The 20816-nt window shown below is 74.5% G+C and carries 1 protein-coding gene (cut by a window edge); it reads left to right on the plus strand.

Features of this window, described 5'->3' with window-relative positions:
• Nucleotides 1-20816, plus strand: partial view of a type I polyketide synthase gene (locus tag ACZ7PG_RS48870; protein ID WP_470246082.1) — the 5' portion only. The gene runs 3424 nt beyond the window's last position; the window shows 20816 of its 24240 coding nt (coding positions 1-20816); the start codon lies at nucleotides 1-3; its stop codon lies beyond the right edge, outside the window.

Below are 20816 nucleotides of genomic sequence, written 5' to 3' on the forward strand. Positions count from 1 at the left end.
GTGAACGAAGAGAAGCTCCGGGACTACCTGAAGTGGGTCACGACCGACCTCGCCGAGACCCGGCAACGCCTCCAGGACCTGGAGGCGGGGGAGAAGGAGCCCATCGCGATCGTCGCGATGGGCTGCCGGTTCCCAGGCGGCGTGACCTCCCCGGAGGATCTTTGGGACCTGGTCTCCGCCGGGACCGACGCGATGTCCGCGTTCCCCGCCGACCGCGGCTGGAACGTCTCCGGCGGCGACTACGCGCGCACCGGCGGGTTCATCGACACCGCCACGACGTTCGACCCGGCGTTCTTCGGGATCAGCCCGCGTGAGGCCCTGGCCACCGATCCGCAGCAGCGGCTGCTGCTCGAGGTGTCCTGGGAGGTCTTCGAACGCGCGGGGATCGACCCCGGCTCCCTGACCGGCACGTCCGCCGGGGTCTTCGTCGGCTCGACGCCGTCCGGCTACGGCCTGGGCAGCGAGACCGGCGAGGTCGCCGGCCACCTGCTCACCGGCAACGCGGGCAGCGTCCTGTCCGGCCGGCTCGCCTACAGCTACGGCCTGGAAGGGCCCGCTGTCACCGTCGACACGGCGTGCTCGTCGGCACTGGTCGCGCTGCACCTCGCCTGCCAGGCCCTGCGCAAGCGGGAGTGCTCCCTCGCCCTGGCCGGCGGCGCGACGATCATGTCGACCCCGGCCGTCTTCCTCGAGTTCGCCCGCCAGGGCGGCCTGTCCGGTGACGGCCGCTGCAAGCCGTTCGCCGAGGCCGCCGACGGCACCGGCTGGGGCGAGGGCGTCGGCCTGCTGCTGCTCGAGCGCCTGTCCGACGCGCGCCGCCGCAACCACCCCGTGCTCGCCGTCATCGAGGGCTCGGCCGTCAACTCCGACGGCGCGTCCAACGGCCTGACCGCCCCGAACGGTCCGTCCCAGCAGCGCGTGATCCGCGCGGCACTGGCCACCGCCGGGCTCTCGCCCGCCGACGTCGACGTCGTCGAGGCGCACGGCACCGGCACCACTTTGGGCGACCCGATCGAGGCCCAGGCGCTGCTGGCCACCTACGGGCAGAACCGCCCGGCGGACCGGCCGCTGCGGGTCGGCGCGGTGAAGTCCAACATCGGGCACACCCAGGCCGCCTCCGGCGCGGCCGGCGTGATCAAGATGGTGCTGGCCCTGCGGCACGGGCATCTCCCGCACACCCTGCACCTGGACGAGCCGTCGTCCCACGTGGACTGGACGGCCGGTTCGGTCGAGCTGCTGGGCGAGCCGATGCCGTGGCCGGAGCGCGACGCGCCCCGCCGCGCCGGCGTGTCCGCGTTCGGCGTCAGCGGGACCAACGCCCACGTCCTGCTCTCCGAACCGCCCGCGGCCGAAGCGACCGAAGAAGTCCCCGCCACGGCCGGACCCTGGCCATTCCTGGTCTCCGCGCGCGGCGCGGCCGCCCTGCGCGAGCAGGCCGCGAGCATCCGGGCCATTGCCTCAGCGGAAAACCTGGCCGACCTCGCCTGGTCGCTGGGCACCGGCCGGGCCGCTCTCGACGACCGCGCGGTCATCCTCGCCGAGGGCCGGGACGAGCTGCTGCGCGGCCTCGACGCCATCGCCGCGGACGGCGTCGCGCCGGGTTTGGTGCGTGGCGCGATCCGGCCGGGGAAGCTGGCCTTCCTGTTCACCGGCCAGGGTTCCCAGCGCCTCGGCATGGGAAGCGAGCTGCACGCGCGGTTCGCGGTCTTCGCCACCGCCTTCGACGAGGTGTGCGCGGAGTTCGACCGGCACCTCGACCGTCCACTGCGGACGGTGATCGACTCGGTTGAGCGTCTCGACGAGACCGCGTACACCCAGCCCGCGCTGTTCGCGATCGAGGTGGCGCTCTACCGGCTGGCCGAATCCTGGGGCTACCGGCCGGACTACCTGCTGGGCCACTCCATCGGCGAGCTGGTCGCCGCGCACCTGGCCGGCGTGCTTTCCCTGGCCGACGCCTGCACGCTGGTCGCCGCGCGCGGCCGGCTCATGCAGGCGCTGCCCGCCGGGGGCGCGATGGTCGCCGTGCAGGCGACCGAGGACGAGGTGGTGCCGGCCGGCGGGGTCTCGATCGCCGCCGTCAACGGTCCGTCGTCGATCGTGCTCTCCGGCGACGAGGACGTCGTGCTGGCCGCCGCCGAGCGGTTCGCCGGGCTGGGCCGCAAGACGAAACGCCTCGACGTCTCGCACGCGTTCCACTCCGCGCGCATGGACGGGATGCTGGCCGAGTTCCGGCGGGTCCTCGACGGCCTCACCTTCCACCCGCCGAAGATCGCGGTCGTCTCCAACGTCACCGGCACCCTCGCCGACCGGCTGACCTCGCCCGAGTACTGGGTCTCGCACGTCCGCGAGGCCGTGCGCTTCGCCGACGGCGTCGGCTGGCTGACCGAGGCCGGGGTGACCGGTTTCCTGGAGCTGGGCCCCGACGGCGCGCTGGCCGCGCTCGCCCAGGACTGCCTGCCCGCCGGTGCGGCCGTGGCCGCGCTCCTGCGCCGCGACCGTCCCGAGACGACCGCCGCGCTGACCGGGCTCGCCCGGATGCACGTGTCCGGCCACGGACCCGACTGGGCGGCCGTCCTGGGCGGCGGCCACCGGGTCGACCTGCCCACGTACCGCTTCCAGCGTCAGCGTTACTGGCTGGAGCCGTCGGTCCCCACCGGAACCGGGGACGACGAGTTCTGGTCCGCTGTGGACGCCGGGACTCTCGCCGAGGTGCTGGACCTGCCCGAGGGCGCCGCCGGCGACCTGCTGCCCGCGCTGTCGGCCTATCGCGCGAAGCGCCAGGAAAAGTCCACTGTGGACGCCTGGCGGTACGGGATCGGCTGGGCTCCAGTTTCCCCGGCGCAGAAGCCGCTCTCGGGGACCTGGCTGGCGGTCGTCCCTTCGGCGGACTTCACGTCGCCGGTGCTCGACGCCTTGGCGCGCCGCGGGTTCGTCCCCGTCACCCTCGACCAGCTGGCCGAGCACTCCGCTGTGGACGGTGTGCTTTCGCTGCTGGCCTGGGACACCGAGGCCCTGCTGCGCACCATCGAGCTGGTCCGCACCACGACCGCCCCCGTCTGGGTCGCCACCCAAGGTGCCGTCTCCACCGGGCAGTCCGACCCGCTGACCGCGCCCGGCCAAGCGCCGCTGTGGGGCCTCGGCCGGGTCGCCGCGCTGGAGTACCCGCAGCTCTGGGGCGGTCTCGTCGACCTGCCCGCCGAGCTGGACGAGCGAGCCCTCGACCGGCTGACGGCCGTCCTGGCCTCGGCCGAGGACCAGGTCGCCCTGCGCTCTTCGGGGGTCTTCGGCCGCCGCCTGACCCGGACCACCGGCCCGGCCGCCGAGCCGTGGGCACCCGCCGGGACCGTGCTGATCACCGGCGGCACCGGCGCGCTGGGCGCGGTCGTCGCGCGCACGCTCGCCGAGGCCGGGGCCGAGCACCTCGTCCTGGCCGGCCGCCGCGGTCTCGACGCCCCGGGCGCGACGGCGTTGCGCGACGAGCTGACCGCGCTCGGCACCCGCATCACCGTCGCCGCCTGCGACGTCGCCGACCGCGACGCCGTGGCCGGGCTCCTCGACGGACTGCCCGACCTCGACGCCGTCATCCACACCGCCGGCGTCCTCGACGACGCCGTGCTCGACGGCGTCACCGCCGAGCAGCTGGACACTGTCTTCCGGCCCAAGGTCGACGGCGCCCGCCACCTCGACGAGCTGACCCGCGACCGCGCGCTGTCCGCGTTCGTGCTGTTCTCGTCCTTCGCGGGGAGTCTCGGCGCGGTCGGGCAGGCCGCCTACGCCGCCGCCAACGCCGGGCTCGACGCGCTGGCCGGGCAGCGCCGCGCCGCCGGGCTGCCCGCCACCTCCGTGGCCTGGGGCCCGTGGGGTGGCAGCGGCATGGCGGCCGACGACCTGGTCGCCGACCGGATGCGCCGGGGCGGGGTGCCGCCGATGGCCCCGCGCCTGGCCGTCGCCGCCCTGCGCCGCGCGATCGGCGGCGGGGAAGCGAACCCGATCGTCGCCGACGTCGACTGGGCGAAGTTCGTGCCCGGGTTCACCACCACCCGCCCCAGCCCGCTGCTCGGCGACCTGCCCGAGGCGCGGGACGCGATGCCCACCCGCGAAGAGCAGCCTCTGGTCGCTCGGCTGGCCGCACTGTCCACAGAGGACCAGCAGGCGCTCCTGCTCGGCGTCGTCCGCACCCAGGCCGCCGCCGTGCTCGCCTACCCGGGCCCGGACGCGGTCGACCCCGAGCGGGCGTTCAAGGACCTCGGCGTCGACTCGCTGACCGCCGTCGAGCTGCGCAACGGCCTCGGCGCCGCGACCGGGCGCGCGCTGCCCGCGACGCTGGTGTTCGACTACCCGACCCCGGCCGCCGTCGCGACCTACCTGCGCGAAGAGCTGGCCGGATCCGCCGCGACGCCGGTCGTGACGCGGTCCGCCACGGCCGTCGAGGACGAGCCGCTCGCCATCGTGTCGATGGCCTGCCGCCTGCCCGGCGGCGTGCGGTCGCCCGAAGACCTGTGGGACCTCCTCGAAGGCGGCCGCGACGCCGTCGGCACCTTCCCCGAGGACCGCGGCTGGCCCTTGGCCGACCTGTACCACCCCGACCGCGACCACGAGGGCACCAGCTACACGCGCCACGGCGGGTTCCTCGACGGCGTCGCCGACTTCGACGCGGGCTTCTTCGGGATCTCGCCGCGGGAAGCCCTCGCGATGGACCCGCAGCAGCGGCTGCTGCTGGAGACGTCGTGGGAGACGTTCGAGCGCGCGGGCATCGACCCGCTGTCGCTGCGCGGCTCGCAGGTCGGGGTCTACATCGGAACCAACGGCCAGGACTACGCCGCGTTGCTGCGGGAGTCCGGCGAAGGCAGCTCGGAAGGCCACGCCGGGACCGGGAACGCCGGCTCGGTCGTGTCCGGCCGGATCTCGTACGTGCTGGGTCTGGAAGGTCCCGCGGTCACGGTCGACACGGCGTGCTCGTCGTCGCTGGTGGCGCTGCACTGGGCCGCGCAGTCGCTGCGCTCGGGAGAGTCGTCGATGGCGCTCGTTGGCGGCGTGACCGTGATGACGACGCCGGGTGCGTTCCTGGAGTTCAGCAAGCAGGGCGGCCTGGCCGAAGACGGCCGGTGCAAGGCGTTCGCCGACGGCGCGGACGGCACCGGCTGGGGCGAAGGCGTCGGCCTCATCCTCGTCGAGCGGCTGTCCGACGCCCGCCGCTACGGGCACCCGGTACTCGCGATCGTCCGGGGCAGCGCCGTCAACCAGGACGGCGCGTCCAACGGCCTGACCGCCCCGAACGGTCCTTCGCAACAGCGGGTGATCCGTGCGGCGCTGGCCAACGCGGGCCTCGAACCGTCCGATGTGGACACCGTCGAAGCCCACGGCACCGGCACGACGCTGGGCGACCCGATCGAGGCTCAGGCGCTACTGGCCACCTACGGTCGCGACCGCGAACACCCGCTGTGGCTGGGTTCGCTGAAGTCCAACATCGGGCACACCCAGGCCGCGGCGGGCGTCGCCGGGATCATCAAGATGGTCCTCTCCCTCGGCCACGGCCTGCTGCCGAAGACGTTGCACGTCGACCGGCCGTCGCGGCACATCGACTGGGACAGCGGCGCGGTGGCGCTGCTGACCGAGTCACGGGACTGGCCGGAGCACGACGGACCGCGCCGCGCGGGCGTGTCGTCGTTCGGCGTCAGCGGCACGAACGCCCACGTCATCCTCGAAGGCGTGCCCGCGGCCGAAATGCCGCGTGCCGAGGCCGGGCTCGTGCCGTGGGTCCTTTCCGGACGGTCCGAGGCGGCCCTGCGGGACGCGGCCCGGGACCTGCTGCGGCTGCGCGACGCCGACGTCGCGGACGTGGCCGCCGGCCTGGCCGGACGCGCCGCGTTCGAGCACCGGGCCGTCGTGCTCGGCGGGGACTCCGCCGAGCTGGCGACCGGCCTCGAAGCCCTCGCGGCCGGCGGTCCGGCGGCGAACCTCCTGCGGGGCAAGCAGAACGCCGGCAAGACGGCGTTCCTGTTCTCGGGCCAGGGTTCGCAGCGCGTCGGGATGGGTGCGGAGCTGTACGAGCGGTTCCCGGTGTTCGCGGACGCGTTCGACGGGGTCTGCGCGCTGGTGGACTCTTCGTTGGATAGGCCGTTGCGCGAGGTCGTCTTCGGGGATGCTTCGGCACTCGACGAGACCGGGTACACCCAGCCCGCGTTGTTCGCGGTCGAGGTGGCTCTGTTCCGGCTGCTGGAGTCGTGGGGAATCCGGCCGGACTACGTGGCCGGGCACTCGATCGGCGAGCTGGCCGCCGCGCATGTCGCCGGAGTGCTGTCCCTTGAGGACGCTTGCACGCTGGTGGCGGCCCGGGCGAGCCTGATGCAGGCGCTGCCCACGGGCGGGGCGATGCTCGCGGTTCAGGCGAACGAGGACGAGGTCGCCGCCGTACTGGGCGACAACGTGGGATTCGCCGCGATCAACGGTCCACAAGCAACAGTCGTGTCCGGTGAGGTCGAAGCCGTCGAGACAATCGAGCGGCACTTCGCCGCGCTGGGCCGGAAGGTCCGGCGGCTCACGGTGTCGCACGCGTTCCACTCGGCGCTGATGGACCCGATGCTGGACGCGTTCGCGGCCGTCGCCGACGGCCTGACCTTCCACGCGCCGAAGATCCCGTTGGTGTCCACTGTGTCCGGTCGACTGGCCGGGGACGAGATCCTGACGCCGGTGTACTGGGTGCGTCAGGTCCGCGAGCCGGTGCGGTTCGCCGACGCCGTCACCGCGCTGAGCGGACTGGGCGTCACCGGGTCCGTCGAGCTGGGCCCGGACGGCGTGCTCACCGCGTTGGCGCAGGAAACCCTGACCGCGACGGCGACGCTGCGCAAGGACCGGCCCGAGGAGCGGACGCTGCTCGCCGCGCTGGCCCACCTCCACGTCTCGGGGCACGGCCCGGACTGGGCCGCGGTGCTGCGCCCGGCGTCGTTCGTCGTGCTGCCCACCTACCCCTTCCAGCGCGAACGCTACTGGCCCCGCACACCCGAAGCCGCAACGGCGACGGCGAACGTCGTCGATGGCGAGCTCTGGTCGGCGGTCGAGACCGCGGACCTGTCCGCGCTCGCCACGACCCTGGACGTCGCCGAGGCCGAGCTGTCCGGTCTCGAAACCGCCCTGCCGCTGCTCGCCCGGTGGCACGGCGACCGCGCGAACCTGTCTACTGTGGACAACTGGCGTTACGCCGTGAACTGGCGGCCGCTGAAGCCGGCCGAGGGAACCCCGGGCACCTGGCTGCTGGTGCTCCCGGAGCGCGGCGTCGAGCCGCACGTCCTGGCCGCGCTGACCGCGGGGATCGACTGCGTCCCGCTGCGCCCCGCCGACCTGCCCGGCGTCGACGGTGACTTCGCGGGCGTGCTGTCGCTGCTCGCCCTCGACGAGCGTCCCGCGCCGGACGCACCGGAGATCACGGTCGGCCTTGCCGCGACCCTGGAGCTCGTGCAGGCGCTCGGCGACGCCGCGCCGCTGTGGTGCGCCACTTCGGGAGCGGTCTCCGTCGGCCGCGCCGACACCGTCCGCAGCGCGGCCCAGGCCGCGCTCTGGGGTTTCGGCCGCACCGCCGCCGTCGAACACGCCGGCCGCTGGGGCGGCCTGGTGGACCTGCCCGCCGTCCTCGACGACCGCGCGGTCGCCCGGCTGGCGAGCGTCCTGGGCGGCGCCGAGGACCAGGTCGCCGTCCGCGACTCCGCCGTCTTCGCCGCACGCCTCGAACGCGCTCCCGCGACGACGTCCGGCACGTCGTGGCGGCCGAGCGGCACCGTGCTGATCACCGGCGGGACCGGGGCGCTCGGCGCCGAGGTCGCCCGCTGGCTGGCCCGTGCCGGAGCCGAGCACCTGGTCCTGACGAGCCGCCGCGGCCTCGACGCCGCCGGCGCGCCCGAACTGCGTGACGAGCTGACGGCGCTCGGCGTCACCGTGACCATCGCGGCCTGCGACGTCACCGACCGCGAAGCCGTCGCCGCGCTGGTCGACGGCCTCGACGGGCTGCGGGCCGTCGTGCACGCCGCCGGGGTCGCCCAGTCCGCGCCCCTGGCCGGGCTCGGCGTGGCCGAGTTCGCCGGGTTCACCGCCGCGAAGCTCGCCGGCGCCGCGAACCTGGACGCCGTCCTCGGCGGCCGCGAGCTCGACGCGTTCGTGCTGTTCTCCTCCATCGCCGGCGTCTGGGGCAGCGGTGGCCAGAGCGCCTACGCGGCCGCGAACGCCTACCTCGACGGCCTCGCCCGCCGCCGCCGCGCGGCCGGGCTGGCCGCGACGTCGGTCGCCTGGGGCCCCTGGGCGGGCGGCGGCATGCTGGCCGACGAGGGCGCGGAGGACCACCTGCGCCGCCGCGGTCTCCGGCCCCTCGACCCGCACCTCGCGATCACCGCACTGCGTCAGGCCATCGAGGCCGGCGACACCGCCGTGACCGTCGCCGACGTCGACTGGGCGCGGTTCGCCCCCGGCTTCACCTCGGTCCGCGCCAGCGCGCTGCTCGGCGACCTGCCCGAGGTCCGCGCCGCGCTCGACGTCGCGGTCGCCGCCGCCCCGGCCCGGGAGCTGACCGCCGGCGAGCTGCTGGACCTCGTCCAACGCGAAGCCGCCGCCGCCCTCGGGCACGCCGACCCGGCGTCGGTCGTGGTGGACCGGCCCTTCCGCGACCTGGGCTTCGACTCGCTGACCGCCGTCGAGCTGCGCAACCGCCTGAGCGCGGTCACCGGGCTGAAGCTGCCGTCGACGCTCGTCTTTGACCACCCGTCGGCCACCGTCCTCGCGGACTTCCTGGGCCGCGAGCTGTTCGGCACCGAAACATCCACCGTCCCCGTCCAGCGGGTCGAGGACGCCGACGAGCCGATCGCGATCGTCGGCATGAGCTGCCGCCTCCCTGGCGGGATCACCTCACCGGAAGACCTGTGGCGGCTGCTGGCCGACGGCGGCGACGCCATTTCGGCCTGGCCCGAGGACCGCGGCTGGGACGTCGAGGGCCTCTACGACCCGGATCCCGACGCCGAGGGCAAGAGCTACTCCCGCGACGGCGGCTTCCTGACCGGCGCCGGCGAGTTCGACGCGGCCTTCTTCGAGATGAGCCCCCGCGAGGCGCTGGCCACCGACCCGCAGCAGCGGTTGCTGCTCGAAAGCTCCTGGGAGGCCCTGGAACGGGCCGGCATCGACCCGCGGTCGCTGGCCGGCAGCCGGTCCGGCGTGTTCGTCGGCGCGGGCGTCTCGGGCTACGCCGCCGGCCTGCGCGAAGCCCCCGAAGGCCTCGGCGGGCACCTGCTCACCGGCAACGCGGGCAGTGTCCTTTCCGGACGGATCGCCTACCACCTCGGCGTCGAGGGCCCGGCCCTCACGCTGGACACCGCGTGCTCGTCGTCGCTGGTCGCGCTGCACCTCGCCGCCCGGTCCCTGCGCTCGGGCGAGTGCACGCTGGCGCTGGCCGGCGGCGTCGCCGTGATGGCCAACCCCGGCGCGTTCGTCGAGTTCAGCCGGCAGCGCGGCCTCGCGCCGGACGGCCGCTGCAAGGCGTTCGCCGACGGCGCCGACGGCACCGGCTGGTCCGAGGGCGTCGGCATGCTCGTGCTGGAAAGGCTTTCCGACGCCCAGCGGCTCGGCCACACCGTACTGGCCGTCGTGCGCGGTTCCGCGGTGAACTCCGACGGCGCGTCCAACGGGCTCACCGCCCCGAACGGCCCGTCGCAGCAGCGGGTGATCCGGGCCGCGCTCGCCGACGCCGGACTCGAAGCGTCCGATGTGGACGCCGTCGAGGGGCACGGCACGGGCACCCGCCTCGGCGACCCGATCGAGGCGCACGCGCTGCTGGCCACCTACGGCCGGGACCGCGACCGCCCGCTTCTGCTCGGCTCGCTGAAGTCCAACCTCGGGCACACCCAGGCCGCGGCCGGGGTCGCCGGGGTGATCAAGATGGTGCTCGCCCTCCGAGGCGGGCTGCTGCCGAAGACCCTGCACGCCGCGCGGCCGTCGTCCGAAGTGGACTGGACGGCGGGCAGCGTCTCGCTCCTGACCGAAGCGATGCCGTGGCCGGCCGGCGGTCCGCCGCGCCGGGCCGGGGTGTCGGCGTTCGGCGTCAGCGGCACCAACGCGCACGTCATCATCGAAGAGGCCCCGGCGGCCGAACCGGAGCTGCCGCGCCCGCGCCGCACCGGGCTCGTCCCGCTGGCGCTGTCCGGCCGGTCGGCGGAGGCGCTGCGGGCGCAGGCCGCGCGGCTGCTCGGGCTCCCGGAGACCGACCCGGCCGACCTGGCCTGGTCACTGGCGACGACCCGCTCGGCGTTCGAGCACCGCGCCGTCGTGCTGGCGGAGGACGACGCCGCACTGCGGGCCGGGCTCGCCGCGCTGGCCGAGGGGACCAAGTCCGCCGGGGTGGTGCGCGGGACGGCCGCGCCCGGCCGCACGGCGTTCCTGTTCACCGGCCAGGGCGCGCAGCGGATCGGCATGGGCCGCGAGCTGTACCGCGAGTTCCCGGCGTTCGCCGAAGCGTTCGACGCGGTGTGCGCGTACTTCGACGCCGAGCTGGACCGACCGCTGCGAGGCGTCATCGAGGCCGGCGAGCTGCTGGACCGGACCGAATACACCCAGCCCGCGCTGTTCGCGGTCGAAGTGGCGCTGTACCGGCTGCTCGAAGACTGGGGTGTGCGGCCCGACTTCGTCGGCGGTCACTCCATCGGCGAGCTCGCCGCCGCGCACGTCGCCGGGGTGCTGTCCCTCGAGGACGCGTGCACGCTCGTCGCCGCCCGCGCGCGGTTGATGCAGGCCTTGCCCGAGGGCGGGGCGATGGTGGCCGTCGCGGCCACCGAGGACGAGGTCACGCCGCTGCTGACCGACGGCGTGTCGCTGGCCGCGGTCAACGGGCCGTCGTCGGTCGTGCTTTCCGGTGACGAAGACGCCGTGCTGACGGTCGCCGCGGGGTTCGAGAAGACCCGGCGGCTGCGGGTGAGCCACGCGTTCCACTCGGCCCGGATGGACGGCATGCTCGCCGCGTTCCGCGCGGTCGCGGCGGGGCTGACCTACCACGAGCCGGCCGTGCCGGTGCTGTCGAACGTCACCGGCTCGCTCGCTTCGGCGGCCGAGCTGGGCGACCCGGAGTACTGGGCCCGCCAGGTCCGCGCGACCGTCCGGTTCGCCGACGGCGTCCGGACGCTGGCCGGGCGCGGCGTGACCCGGTTCCTCGAACTGGGCCCGGCCGGGGTCCTCTCCGCGATGGTCGCGGAGTGTTCCGATGAAGCTCTCGCCGTGCCGGCGTTGCGGGCCGACCGTCCCGAAGTCCGCACGCTGCTGTCGGCGCTCGCCGAGCTGCAGGTCGACGGCGCCGGGGTGGAGTGGGCGCAGGTCCTGCGTGACGGCGTGCGCGTCGAGCTGCCCACCTACGCCTTCCAACGCGAGCGGTACTGGCTGGAGGTGCCGGACGTCGACGGCGACCCCGCGTCGCTCGGGCAGTCCGGCGCGTCGCACGGCCTGCTGTCGGCCGCGGTGGAACTGGCCGGTGCGGACAGTGTCGTGCTCACCGGGCTCCTGTCGGCCGAGGGTGCGCCGTGGCTGGCCGAACACCGCGTCGACGGCGAGATCCTGTTCCCCGGCGCGGGTTTCGTGGAGCTGGCGCTGCGCGCGGCCGACGAGGCCGGCTGCGACCAGGTCGAAGAGCTGGTCCTGGAAGCCCCGCTGGTCCTGCCCGAGCGCGGCGGCGTGCCGGTGCAGGTCCGCGTCGAGGCCCCGGACGGTGCCGGAAGGCGTGTGTTCGGCATCCACACCCGCGGCGACGGCTGGGTCCGGCACGCCGCCGGCACCCTCGCCGCCGGTCTGTCCACTTCGGACACCTTGACGGAGTGGCCGCCGGCGGGTGCCGTGCCGGTCGAGGACTTCTACACCCAGCGCGCGGCGGCCGGGTTCGCCTACGGGCCGACGTTCCAGGGCCTGCGGGCCGCGTACCACGTGGGCGACGACGTGTTCGCCGAGGTCGCCCTGCCCGCCGGAACCGCCACCGCGGAGTGGGGCCTGCACCCGGCGCTGCTCGACGCGGCGCTGCACGCGCTGGCCTTCGCCGACCTGCCGGACATGCTGCCGTTCTCGTGGTCGGGCGTCAGCCTGCACGCGACGGGCGCGACCGAGCTGCGCGTCCGCCTGCGCCGGACGGGCAGCGCCGTCCGGCTGACGCTGGCCGACCCGACGGGCCAGGTCGTCGCGACAGCCGACGCCGTCACCCTGCGCCCCGCCACCCGTCGCGCGGCCACCACGCACCACCGCGTCGAGTGGGTCGTGAGTGAGAAACAGTGTTCTAACCCGGTTTCCCACTCACGACCGGCCGCGGCGATCGGTGACCCCGGGCTGGGGGAGCTGCCCACCTACCAGGAGTTCGCGGAGCTGGCGGCCGCCGGCGAGGTGCCCGAGGTCGTGTTCGCCTCCTGCCGGCCCGACGACACCGATGACCTCACCTGGGCCGTCTGGGCGTCGGCGCAGCGGGCGCTGGCGCTCGTCACGTCCTGGCTGGCCGACCCGCGGTTCGCCGCGTCGCGACTGGTCTTCGTCACCCGAGGCGCGGTGGCGGTGACCGACGGCGAAGTCCCCGACGTGGTGGAAGCCGCCGTCTGGGGTGCCGTGGAGCCGGTGCTGGCCGAGCACCCCGGGCGGTTCGCCCTCGTCGATGGCGCCGCCGTCGAGCCGGTCGCGGATCGGTTCGCGGTGCGCGGCGACGTCGGCTACGAGCCACGGACCGCCGCGGTCACCCCGGACGCCTGGAAGCCCGAGGGGACCGTGCTGCTCACCGGGGCGTCCGGCGACCTGGGCGCCGCCGTCGCGCGGCACCTCGTCGAGGACCGGGGCGTCCAGCGGCTCGTCGTGCTGGGCGAGACAGCCCCGCCGGGCGCCGAGCTCGTCGCCTGCGACCCCGCCGACCGGTACGAACTGACGCGCGCGCTCCGGTCCATCCCGGACGTGACCACGGCCGTCCACATCGGACTCGCCGAGGGACCGGCCGACCTGCGCGACCGCGCGGACATCGCCCTCAACCTCGCCGAGCTGGACGTCCACCTCGTGGTCCTGACCGCCGCGGGCGGCGCCGGCCTGGTCGCGGCGCAGACCGCGGTGCTCGAAGCCGTCGCGCACAGTGCGCTGGCCTGCCGTCCTGATGAGACGTTCGACCTGCTGGGGACGCGGGGTGCGCTCCGCGTCGTCGAGCACACCCCGGCGAAGGCCAAGACGCGCCGGGTCGTCGCGCAGGTGGCCGACGCGGGCAACGCCCTGCACCAGAAGCTCGCGCGGCTGCCCGAGACCGACCGGCACCGGGCGCTGCTCGACCTCGTCCGCACCGAAGCCGCGCTGGTCCTGGGGCACGATGGACCCGAAGCCGTCGGCGCCGACCGTGCGTTCAAGGAACTGGGCGTCGACTCGCTGACCGCCGTCCAGCTGCGCAACGCCCTCAACGCCGTGACCGGCCTGCGGCTGCCCGCGACGTCGGTCTTCGACCACCCGAACCCGGTCGCGCTGGCGAAGGCACTGCACGCCGAGCTGTTCGGCGAGGAAGACGTCGCCGAGGAGGCCGTCACCCGGGCGGTCGACGAGCCGATCGCCATCGTCGGCATGGCCTGCCGCTACCCCGGCGACATCACCGACCCCGACGAGCTCTGGCGGCTGGTCGCCGAGGGCCGTGACGCGATCTCGCCGTTCCCCACCGACCGCGGCTGGGACCTCGAGGCGCTCTACGACACCGACCCCGACGCGCCGGGCACCTGCTACGCCCGCGAGGGTGGGTTCCTCCACGACGCGAGCGCGTTCGAACCCGGCTTCTTCGGGATCAGCCCGCGCGAGGCCGTCTCGATGGACCCGCAGCACCGCCTGCTCCTGGAAGTGTCCTGGGAGTCGATGGAACGCGCCGGGATCGACCCGGCCACGCTGCGCGGCAGCCGCACCGGCGTCTTCGCCGGGATCACCTACCAGGACTACGGCGGCCTGCTCGGCGCCGCGACCGACAGCTTCGAGGGCTTCCTCGGCACCGGCAACTCGCCGAGCGTGCTGTCCGGCCGCGTCGCCTACACCTTCGGCCTGGAAGGCCCCGCGGTCTCGATCGACACGGCGTGCTCGTCGTCGCTGGTCGCGATCCACTGGGCCTGCCAGTCGCTGCGGGAGAGCGACTGCACCCTCGCCCTCGCCGGTGGCGTGACCGTCATGTCCACCCCGGTCTCGCTGGTGGAGTTCAGCCGTCAGCGCGCGCTGGCCGCGGACGGGCGCAGCAAGCCCTTCTCGGCCGACGCCGACGGCGCGAGCTGGGCCGAGGGCGCCGGGATGCTGCTACTGGAAAGGCTTTCCGACGCCGAGCGCAACGGCCACCGCGTGCTCGCGGTGATCAAGGGTTCCGCGATCAATTCCGACGGCGCGTCGAACGGCCTCACCGCCCCGAACGGGCCGTCGCAGCAGCGGGTGATCCGGCGGGCGCTGGCCAACGCGCGGCTGACACCGTCCGATGTGGACGTCGTCGAGGCGCACGGCACGGGCACCAAGCTGGGTGACCCGATCGAGGCGCAGGCCATCATCGCCACCTACGGCCGCGAGCGGCCCGCGGACCGGCCGGTGTACCTGGGCTCGTTCAAGTCGAACGTCGGGCACGCGCAGGCGGCGTCCGGCGTCGGCGGCGTGATCAAGATGGTCCAGGCCATCCGGCACGGCCTGCTGCCGAAGACGCTGCACGCGGAGGTCCCGTCGCCGCACGTCGACTGGGACGCGGGCGACGTCAGCCTGCTCACCGAGACCCGGCCGTGGCCCGAGGGCACGCGCCGGGCGGGCGTCTCGTCGTTCGGCATGAGCGGGACGAACGCGCACGTGATCCTGGAGCAGTTCTCGCAGCCGACCACCGAGCGGTCCGAACGCTCGGAGTCCGTCGTGCCGCTGCTGCTGTCCGGCCGGACGGCCGACGCCGTGCAGCGCCAGGCCGAACGGCTGGCCGCCGTCTTGTCCACGGAGGACATCGCGGGTGTCGCCGCTTCCCTGGCCTCCACGCGGTCGGCGTTCGAGCACCGGGCCGTCGTCGTCGGCGCCGACCGGGACTCGCTGCTGGCCGGCCTGACCGATCCCGCCGTGCGAGGGGTCGCCGGGACGCCCGGCAAGACCGTGTTCGTCTTCCCCGGCCAAGGCTCGCAGTGGGTCGGCATGGCCCTCGACCTCGCCGAAGCCGCGCCGGTGTTCGCCGAGCGGCTCACCGAGTGCGCCGCCGCGCTCGAACCGTTCGTGGACTGGCGGCTCGCCGACGTCCTGGGTGACGCGGAAGCCCTCCAGCGGGTCGACGTCGTGCAGCCGGCCTGCTGGGCGGTCATGGTGTCGCTCGCCGCGCTGTGGGAGTCCTACGGCATCCGGCCCGACGCCGTCATCGGGCACTCCCAGGGCGAGATCGCCGCCGCCTGCGTCTCCGGTGGACTGTCCCTTGAGGACGGTGCGCGCGTCGTGGCGTTGCGGAGCAAGGTGATCCGGGCGTCGCTCGCGGGTCGGGGCGCGATGGCGTCGATCGCTTTGCCGGCCGAGGAGATCGAACTACCGGACGGCCTGTCCATCGCCGCGCTGAACGGCACCGCCGCGGTCACCGTCTCCGGCGACCCGGACCAGGTCGACGCACTCGTGGCCCGCTACGCCGCTGACGGCGTCCGGGCTCGCAAGGTCGCGGTCGACTACGCGTCGCACTCCGCGCACGTCGAGGCGATCGAGGCCGAGCTCCTGGACGTCCTCGCGCCGGTCACCCCGCGTGAAGCCCGGATCCCGTTCTACTCGACCGTCACCGGCGACTGGCTCGACACCACCGAGCTGACTGCCGCCTACTGGTACCGGAACCTGCGGCAGCGCGTGCTGTTCGCGCCCGCCACCGTCGCGCTCGGCGAGCAGGGCTTCGGCGTGTTCGTCGAGTCCAGCGCGCACCCCGTGCTGGGCACCGCGATCGCCGGGACCCTCGACGACGCCGTCGTCACCGGTTCGCTGCGCCGCGACGAGGGTGGGCTCGCCCGCTTCCTCACCTCGGCCGGCGAGCTGTGGGCGCGCGGCGTCGACGTGGACTTCGCGCTGAGCGGGTCCATGGTGGACCTGCCGACGTATCCGTTCCAGCGGCAGCGCTACTGGCCGACGCTGCCCGGCCCGGGTGACGTCGCCGCGGCCTCGGACGCCGCCGACGCCGGATTCTGGTCGGCCGTCGAACGCGACGACGCCGGTGAGCTGGCGAAGACGCTCGGCATCGACGCGGGAGCCGTCGAAGACCTGCTGCCCGCGCTGGCCGCCTACCGCAGGCAGCGCCGTGAAGAATCCACAGTGGACAATTGGCGGTACCGCGTCGGCTGGCAGCCGGTCACGGCCGACGCCTCGCCGCGCCTCGAGGGCACCTGGCTCGTCGTGCGCCGCCCGGGCGATGAGACCGCGTTGCCGCTGGACCGCTTCGGTGCCGAGACGGTCACGGTCGAGGTGGAGTCCGGGATCGATCGAGCCACCCTGGCCGAGCGGATCGGGGACATCGAACCGGCGGGGATCGTCTCCTTGCTGGGGACCGACGTGTCCTACCGCGGGCTCGTCGACACGCTGACCCTGATCCAAGCGATCGGCGACGCTCCCTTGTGGACACTCACGCGCGGCGCGGTGTCGACCGGCAAGGCCGACGCGCTCCGCAACCCCGCCCAGGCGCCGGTGTGGGGCCTCGGCCGCGTCGCCGCGCTCGAACTCCCCGGCCGCTGGGGCGGCCTGCTCGACCTGCCCGCCGACCTCGACGACCGCGCGACCGCCCGGGTGGTGGCGGCGCTCTCCGGTGACGAAGACCAGGTCGCCGTCCGCGCGTCCGGCGTCTTCGCCCGACGGCTCCTGCGCTCGCCGCTCGGCTCGACGCCGCCGGCCCGCGAATGGACGCCGGAAGGAACCGTGCTGATCACCGGCGGTACCGGCGGCCTGGGCGCCAAGGTCGCCCGCTGGCTGGCCGGGCGTGGCGCCGAACGGCTGGTGCTCACCAGCCGTCGCGGCGTGGACGCCCCGGGCGCGGCCGAGCTGTGCGCGGAAATCGCCGCGCTCGGTGCCGAGGCGACCGTCGTGGCCTGCGACGTCGCCGACCGCGACGCACTCGCCGCGGTGCTGGCCGAGCACCCGCCGACCGCCGTCGTCCACGCGGCCGGTGTCCTCGACGACGGCGTCCTGGACTCGCTCACCCCGGACCGGTTGATGGGCGTGCTCAAGCCCAAGGCCCTCGCCGCGTTCCACCTGCACGAGCTGACCAAGGACCTCGACCTGACGGCGTTCGTCTCCTTCGCCTCGACCGCGGGCGTCTGGGGTGGCCCCGGCCAGGGCAACTACGCCGCCGCCAACGCCTACCTCGACGCGCTCGCCGAGCACCGGCGCTCGCTCGGGCTGGCCGCGACCTCGATCTCCTGGGGCCCGTGGGCCGACACCGGCATGGCCGACGCCACCGCCGTCGCCGAACGGCAGCGGCTCGGTGGCATCCACGCGCTCGACCCGGAGCTGGCGATCTCGGCGCTGCAGCAGGCCCTCGACCACGGCGAGACCACCCTCACCGTGGCGGGCGTCGACTGGGCGCGGTACGTGCCGTCGTTCACCGCCGTCCGGCCGAGCCCGCTGCTGCTCGGCATCCCCGAGGCCCGCGCGGCGATCGAAGCCGCGGGGGAGACCACCCCGGCCGTCGGGCTGAGCGAGCGTGACGTCCTCGAGTTCGTCCGCACGCAGGTCGCCGGTGTGCTCGGGTACGCCGGGCCCGGTGACGTCGAGCCGAACCGGGCATTCACCGACCTCGGGTTCGACTCGCTGACCGCGGTCGACCTGCGCAACCGCCTCAGCGCCGCCACCGGGCTCAAGCTGCCCGCGACGCTCATCTTCGACTACCCGACCACGACCGCCCTGGTCACGCACCTCAAGGGCGAGCTGGGCGAACCGGTCGAGACGACGTCCACTGTGGACGTCACCCCGAAGGCCGTCGAGGACGACCCGATCGCCATCGTCTCGATGGCGTGCCGGTTCCCCGGCGGCGTGCGCTCGCCGGAAGACCTGTGGGCCCTGCTGTCCGGCGGCGCGGACGCGATCACCGACTTCCCCGACGACCGCGGCTGGGACCTCGACGCGCTCTACGACCCGGACCCCGACCACCAGGGCACGTCCTACACCCGCCGCGGCGGGTTCCTCGACGGCGCCAGCCGGTTCGACGCCGCGTTCTTCGGCATCAACCCGCGCGAAGCGCTGGCCATGGACCCGCAGCAGCGCCTGCTGCTCGAAACCGCCTGGGAGGCCATCGAACGTGCCGGGATCGACGCGGCGTCGCTGCGCGGCGGCCCGGTCGGCGTCTTCGCCGGCTCCAACGGCCAGGACTACACCCCGCTGCTCGCGCTCGGCGACGACGAGGGCGTCGAGGGTTACACCATGACCGGCAACGCGGGATCCGTGGTGTCCGGCCGGATCTCCTACGCGCTCGGCCTCGAAGGCCCGGCCGTCACGGTCGACACGGCGTGCTCGTCGTCGCTGGTCGCGGTGCACCTCGCCGCGCGGGCGCTGCGGTCGGGGGAGTGCTCGCTCGCGCTGGCCGGCGGCGTCACGATCATGTCGACGCCGTCCGGGTTCATCCAGTTCAGCCGCCAGCGCGGCCTCGCGCTCGACGGCCGCTGCAAGGCCTTCTCCGACGACGCGGACGGCACCGGCTGGGGCGAGGGCGCCGGGATGGTGCTGCTCGAACGGCTGTCCGACGCCCGCCGCAACGGGCACCCGGTGCTCGCGCTGGTCCGCGGAAGTGCGGTCAACCAGGATGGCGCGTCGAACGGCCTCACCGCCCCGAACGGGCCTTCGCAGCAGCGGGTCATCCGCGCGGCACTGGCCGACGCCGGGCTGGCACCGTCCGAAGTGGACGCCGTCGAAGCGCACGGCACCGGCACGGTGCTGGGCGACCCGATCGAAGCCCAGGCCGTGCTCGCCACCTACGGGCAGGACCGCGACCGGCCGCTGTGGCTCGGCTCGGTGAAGTCCAACATCGGGCACACGCAGGCTGCGGCGGGAGCGGCCGGGATCATGAAGATGGTCCTGTCGCTCGGCCACGACCTGCTGCCGAAGACGCTGCACGCCGACGTCCCGTCGTCCCATGTGGACTGGACCGCGGGCGACGTCCGGCTGCTGTCCGACGCCGTCGAGTGGTCGCCCAACGGGCACCCGCGCCGCGCCGGGATCTCGTCGTTCGGCGTCAGCGGCACCAACGCCCACGTGATCGTCGAGCAGGCCCCCGAAGAGCCCGCTGCGGCCGAGTCGGTGTGGTCGGGTCCGGTGCCGTGGGTGCTCTCGGGCCGGTCCGAGGCGGCGCTGCGGGCGCAGGCCGCACAGCTCGCCGACCGCCTGGCCGACGAGCGGCCGGCCGACGTCGGCTGGTCCCTGGCCACCGGCCGCTCGGCGTTCGAGCACCGCGCGGTCGTGGTCGGCACCGAGACCGAGGAGCTGCTGCGGAGTCTGCGCGACCTCGCCGACGGGCCTCTCCCCAGCCCGGCGAGCGAAGGCCGGATCGCGTTCCTGTTCACCGGACAGGGCGCGCAGCGGCTCGGCATGGGCCGCGAGCTGTACGCCGAATATCCGGTGTACGCCGAGGCGTTCGACGCCGCGTGCGCGCACTTCGACACCGAGCTGGACCGGCCGCTGGCCGACGTCGTCTTCGGTGACGAGGACCTGCTGAACGAGACCGGCTACACCCAGCCCGCGCTGTTCGCGGTCGAAGTGGCACTTTTCCGCCTGCTCGAATCCTGGGGCGTCCGGCCCGAGTACCTGGCCGGGCACTCGATCGGCGAACTGGCCGCCGCACACGTCGCCGGGGTGTTCTCCCTGGCCGACGCGTGCCGCCTGGTCGCCGCGCGTGGCCGGTTGATGCAGGCACTCCCGCGTGGCGGCGGCATGCTGGCCGTGTCGGCCACCGAGGACGAGGTCACGCCGCTGCTCACGGACACGGTGAGCATCGCCGCGATCAACGGGCCGGCGTCGATCGTCGTCTCCGGCGACGACCTCGACGGAATCGAGCAGCACTTCACCGCACTGGGCCGCAAGACCAAGCGGCTCACGGTGTCCCACGCGTTCCATTCGCCGCTGATGGATCCGATGCTGACCGACTTCGCGAAGGTGGCCGAGCAGGTCACCTACGCCGAACCGAACCTGCCGATCGTGTCCACGGTGACCGGTGCGGTCACGTCCGTGGTCACGCCGGAGTACTGGGTCGGCCAGGTGCGCGCGGCCGTGCGGTTCGCCGACGCCGTCACGACCCTGCACGGCCTGGGCGTCAACCGGTTCGTCGAGATCGGGCCGGACGCCGTCCTCACGCCGATGGTCGACGCGGCCGTAGCGGTGCCCACCCTGCGCAAGGGCCGGGACGAACGCGTCAGCGTGCTGGCCGCGATCGGTGAGCTGCACGTCCACGGCCAGAGTCCCGAGTGGACGGCCGTGTTCGCCGGCACCGGCGCGCGCCGGGTCGACTTGCCGACGTACGCCTTCCAGTACCAGCGCTTCTGGCCGCACCTGTCCGGCATGCCCCTCGGGGACGTCACCGCCGCCGGCCTCACCGCGGTCGACCACCCGCTGCTCGGTGCGGCGGTGTCCGTGGCCGGGTCCGACGAGCTGCTGTTCACCAGCCGGCTCGCGCTGTCCACGCACCCGTGGCTGGCCGGCCACGAGGTCATGGGCCAGGTCCTGCTGCCGGGCACGGCGTTCCTGGAGCTGGCCGTCCGCGCCGCGGACCAGGCCGGCTGCGCCCGGGTGGAGGAGCTGACGCTGGCCGCGCCGCTGGTGCTGCCCGCGCGGGGCGGCGTCCAGCTGCAGTGCTCGGTCGGCGCACC

The organism is Amycolatopsis sp. NPDC114504, from assembly GCF_055633595.1.